Raw genomic sequence first — 1,652 nt, forward strand, 5'->3', positions numbered from 1 at the left:
CTACCATCATTCAGTAAAGCCTGTTCACAGTCATAATGCAAATTTCCACCCCCAACTAATACTCGACGTTCAATATCTACGGCAGTTTTGATGTAGAACTTATGCTCTTGAAGCATTTGTTCAAGTTGTTCAGGGGTAGCGCTCTCGTGTAACAACAAAATCATGCAACTTAAAACCTCTATCAAGCAAAGGAATTTTAATTATGAAACAGAATCAAGTACAAGTAATTGTTGTAAGTTTTACTGGCACATTAGCGGCTATATCTATCGGGTATTTAGGAGTACAATTTTTTGGCAAAAATACAATGTACATGATTGCTACAGGAATGTTTGGGCTGGGTACTGGGGGATGTATTGGTCAGATTTTGGTAGAGAAAAGGCAGCAGCGAGTAGTACAAACACAGCCAAAACAAAGATAGGAGCAATCGTATGGAAACTTCAAAAATCATTACTGTCCCGAATCACTGGACATCACCAAAATACTCGTTAGGGCAAAGAACCAAGCAGGGAATGATTGTAGGGATTCAGTATTGTCTATTTGAAAACTTGGTGGTTCCTGAACGAAATGGTTCATGGCGATATGCGGTATTAGTTAGCACCGAAGATGAACAGGTCGAATATATTTCGGAATCTGGGGTTCAATTACCACCTACTCAAGAGTTGGGTTTGGAGATAGAAGGCGAAATTGACTTTTGCCAGCGCAAGATTGAGAACCTGACACAGCAGTTAGAGGCGCTCTGAAAAATCGGGCTTTAATAAAAAAAGCCCCAAAAACCCGTTTTTCTCAAAATCTGACCAAGCGTGCCGCTTTGAGTTGTGACATCTCTACTCTTTACCCCAAAAGGATTTGAGGCATTTTGAATTACTCAAAAATCAAGTTAAAAAACAAAAGCGGCACGGAAAGCGGCCAAAAAAAGGATAAAAATCGCTCTAATGATTGCAGGGAGGGAGTTTTAGAAAATGGTGGCTGTGACACTAGAAATATAAGAGTTTCAGAAAAAGCGGCCCGATGTCACAACGAGAGAATCAGGGTTTTGAGCATTTTAAAATGTCACGGCACACCTGATTTGCGACATCTGAAAAAAGAAAATAAAAAAGGGGCAACATTCACCCCCCAAGGTATTTTTTGAGTTCAAGCCACAGCCCATCGTATCCATTGCTCAACTTCTGGGCGGCTTAAACGTTTAGAAGCTTTGAAAGTTACTTGCTGCTTTCGTGCCCAACGGTAAAGTGTTCGTACTGTTACCTGTTTACCTGTAACTCTAAGAATGATTTCTGGTAAGTCCTTTCCAACTGCGTTGGTGTAACAAGCGTTATAAATTGCTTCAGCTAGATGCAATTCGGCAAATGGATTTCCTGAGAGTTTAAACTTAATTTGAAACAGGGTGAACTTTTTATTAGGCTCCAGCTTTTTCATATAAGCCAAAGTCAACAACCATAACGCTTGCTGTTTGTCTACTTGACGAGCATATTGTGGAACTTCACACAACCTTAACCATTTGCGCCAAGTACGCTCTGCTATGGTACGGCAGTAGACTTGCTCACATGAAATTTTCAGCCAGTCTAAAGGGTATTTTTCCATAGCGTTTTTATTTACTCCTCCGTAGGTATTGCTGATTCGTCTACTAAAAATGTTTCCCAGTCAACCGTTTC

Annotated in this window: 5 protein-coding genes; 3 read left to right on the top strand and 2 right to left on the bottom strand. The window is 40.4% G+C overall.

Annotated elements, in window-relative coordinates:
- A partial coding sequence (locus F8S12_RS40525; protein WP_269144805.1) for a DUF5674 family protein occupies positions 1-164 on the bottom strand: 164 nt, incomplete at its 3' end.
- 38 nt (positions 165-202) lie between these two features.
- Between F8S12_RS40525 and F8S12_RS11440 the strand changes: the two genes are divergently transcribed.
- The 3 genes from F8S12_RS11440 (at position 203) to F8S12_RS11450 (ending at position 1,129) form a co-directional block, all read left to right on the top strand.
- Positions 203-418 (top strand): hypothetical protein, encoded by a 216-nt coding sequence (locus F8S12_RS11440; RefSeq protein WP_196514797.1) that lies wholly within the window; start codon positions 203-205, stop codon positions 416-418.
- A 10-nt stretch (positions 419-428) separates the two neighbouring features.
- The gene (locus F8S12_RS11445) at positions 429-740 is read left to right on the top strand and encodes a hypothetical protein (protein WP_196516409.1); all 312 of its coding nucleotides are present in this window, start codon (positions 429-431) and stop codon (positions 738-740) included.
- Positions 741-856: 116 nt separating this feature from the next.
- A complete protein-coding gene (locus tag F8S12_RS11450; protein WP_196516410.1) occupies positions 857-1,129 on the top strand; it encodes a hypothetical protein in 273 nt (90 codons plus the stop codon).
- Positions 1,130-1,131: 2 nt separating this feature from the next.
- Here F8S12_RS11450 and F8S12_RS11455 read toward each other — a convergent pair whose 3' ends face one another.
- The gene (locus F8S12_RS11455; RefSeq protein ID WP_196516411.1) at positions 1,132-1,581 is read right to left on the bottom strand and encodes a hypothetical protein; all 450 of its coding nucleotides are present in this window, start codon (positions 1,579-1,581) and stop codon (positions 1,132-1,134) included.
- Positions 1,582-1,652 lie beyond the last annotated feature (71 nt).

This window comes from Nostoc sp. WHI (assembly GCF_015714725.1).
Classification (GTDB): domain Bacteria; phylum Cyanobacteriota; class Cyanobacteriia; order Cyanobacteriales; family Nostocaceae; genus Nostoc.

What these genes read in the sequence shown, in the direction of transcription:
- F8S12_RS11440 (WP_196514797.1), top strand. Translation starts at nt 203, where the DNA reads ATGAAACAGAATCAAGTACAAGTAATTGTTGTAAGTTTTACTGGCACA.
- F8S12_RS11445 (WP_196516409.1), top strand. Translation starts at nt 429, where the DNA reads ATGGAAACTTCAAAAATCATTACTGTCCCGAATCACTGGACATCACCA.
- F8S12_RS11455 (WP_196516411.1), bottom strand. Translation starts at nt 1,581, where the DNA reads ATGGAAAAATACCCTTTAGACTGGCTGAAAATTTCATGTGAGCAAGTC.